This window comes from Pseudomonas sp. 5P_5.1_Bac1, from assembly GCF_025466015.1.
GTDB lineage: Bacteria > Pseudomonadota > Gammaproteobacteria > Pseudomonadales > Pseudomonadaceae > Aquipseudomonas.
This window is the reverse complement of record NZ_JANLNX010000020.1, coordinates 1-1919: the sequence shown is the minus strand read 5'-3', so window position 1 is coordinate 1919 and position 1919 is coordinate 1. Positions and strand designations below refer to the sequence as shown.

The 1919-nt window shown below is 58.2% G+C and carries 1 pseudogene; it reads right to left on the bottom strand.

Annotated elements, in window-relative coordinates:
• Nucleotides 1-1482: pseudogene (locus tag NTD82_RS04360) on the bottom strand (autotransporter outer membrane beta-barrel domain-containing protein); the annotation flags it as partial.
• Between the last annotated feature and the right edge of the window lie 437 nt (nt 1483-1919).

The following is a 1919-nucleotide window of genomic DNA, read 5'->3' as shown; positions in this document are numbered from 1 at the left end:
TTCGACGCTGTAGCTGTCGATTTTCAGCAGGGCCGAGGAGCTGACCAGGTTCAGTTTGCCGTTCGGGTCGACGTCGTCGTTTTCGTCCAGCGAGTCGATCCGGCCGGCCTCGATCAACTTGTAGGTGCTACCGCTGGCGGAGAAGTCCGCGCCCTGGGCGGTCAATTTGATCTGCGCGTTCTTGCCGAACTCGGCGGTGTCGGTGACGCTCAGGACAGCGGTTTGCGGGTTGGTGGCACTGCTCAGGTTTAGCCCCAGCGACGAGTTGCTGGCTACATACAGGTTGCCGTCGAGGCTGGTGTGCGCGCTGAGCAGGTTCAGGTGCGACGGTGGGTAGTCGGAGAAACTGCCGACTTCCAGCCAGTGGTTGGCGGCGTCCTTCATGCGAATGTTGTAGCCGTCATCTGCGGTGCTGGTACCGGTAAAGTTGGCATTGCCGTCGACATAAATATTTTTCAGCCCGATCAGGTTGCCGATGATCTCGCTGCCGTTCTGCAGATACAGGTAGACGTTGCGATTGCTTTCGCTGGCGTCAAGCGCTTCGTCCCCGGAAATCAGCTTGCCACTGTTGATTACGTGCAGTGGCATGTATTGGTCAAGGAACTCGTTGTAGTAGCTTTTCAGATCGATATTGAAACTGCCAATGACGATAGCGGCGTCGGTGGCCTGGATGGTTCCGGTGTTGATCACTTGGCCGGTCGTACTGGTGAAGCGGGCGCCATCGATGCGGATACCTTCGGCGTCGTCGCCGGTGGCGATGATGCTGCCGTGGTTCTCGATGCCCGCCAGGTCGGTCATATCGACCTGCTGCCAGCGCTCGTTCGAGGTGACGTCGATAGCGGTGGCGCCTGCACCGGTGACCTGGATCAGGCCGCGGTTGATGACCTTGCCGACGATCTCGCCGCCTTCCAGGTTGATGCCCTTGGCGTCACGGCCCTCGGCGATGATGCGGCCGGTGGCGGCGTTCACCAGATCGCCTTTGATGGTGGTCGAACCACCCATGTCGATGGCGCGGGCCACGTCGGTACCGCCATCGTCGGTCAGGGGTTCGCCCTTGGCCAGCAGCAGGCCTTCGTTGATCACGCTGCCGCCGATGATGGCCGGGTCGATCATCAGTGCGTTGGCGCCGCCGCCGATCGCGCTGATGCTGCCTTTGTTGATGACGCTGCCGTCGATCTGGTTGTTGATCCAGATATTGCCGTCTTCGTAGACATCCATGTCCACGCCGCCGGCGAAGTCACCGGTGCTATTGATAGTGGCGTTGAGGATCAGGTCTTTCTGCAGGTGACTACCATTGAATTCGATGGCGTCCTCGTCGCTACCGCCGGTGTAGGTGCCGGTGATTTCGAGAGTTTCGCTGTACGTTTGGCGTTCACTGAGGAAGCCGGCATTGGTCAACTGCACGGTCTCAGCCCAAGCGGGCAGGGTGGTGGCGGTTACCGCCAGGGCGAGCAAGGTCTTGCGAAAAATAGGTGAGGCCACTGTTTAATCCTTAAACGTTTTGGAGATCACGATGCGTCCTTGCGTGGTGCAAGCCTGGCTGGTGTTAGTGGCTATTTAGTACCACGCAGCAAGCGCGGCGGAATGGTAACGAACCGGTCCTTGAAATGACATCTTTTGACGCCAGCTTCGTATGCGGCTGGTTGCCGCAAAAGGTGCATTTGTCAGGCAGTTGCAAGTTTGAAGCTGCAAGTTTCAAGAAGGAGCGGTGCGCTGCTTTCACTTGTAGCTTGAGGCTCCCAACCACTCAGCAAAAAAAAGCCCCCGATCATGATCGGGGGCTTTTCATTTTCAGGCTTGGGCGGTTTCAAGTTGCAAGCTACGAGAAAAATCCCTCTGCAGCACCGCTGCTTCGGCCTTTCCTTGCAGCTTCCAGCTCAAAGCTTGCCGCTGCTTAGAAGTCGTAACGTACCTTGGCG